The 399-nt window shown below is 42.6% G+C and carries 1 pseudogene; it reads right to left on the reverse strand.

The annotated features are described in order from the left end of the window. Window positions 1-272, reverse strand: a pseudogene (locus tag BHE18_RS02410) (YitT family protein); the annotation flags it as partial. Window positions 273-399 lie beyond the last annotated feature (127 nt).

Below are 399 nucleotides of genomic sequence, written 5' to 3' on the forward strand. Positions count from 1 at the left end.
CCTTTGACCAGATTATATGTAGCGCTGCGTCCCAAGCGGTCCCGAATCGTCTCGACCATATTCTCGGGTTCACTCGTGATGATCTTGTACGTTTTCGAACCACTCAAGCCTTCCTCCACCATAGATTCTTTAGAAGCGATAAAATAAGCGATCCCCGACAAGAACGCGCCTTGTAAGCCAAATACCGTCGACACGACGATAAAGACGAATAAGTTCAGGAATAAAATCAAATCACTCGTGCCAAACGGCAATTTCCGCGACAGCAACACCGCAAAAAAAAAAAAAAAACCACATGATAATTCACTTCATCTCCTTAATTATATTTACCGTGTTATTTCAGATGCGTACCACACAATCAGTTGATAACAAGCGATACCACAACTACCTTTTGACTTAGGA

Origin of the sequence: Rossellomorea aquimaris (genome assembly GCF_001877785.1) — a bacterium.
GTDB classification, from domain to species: Bacteria; Bacillota; Bacilli; order Bacillales; family Bacillaceae_B; genus Rossellomorea; species Rossellomorea aquimaris_A.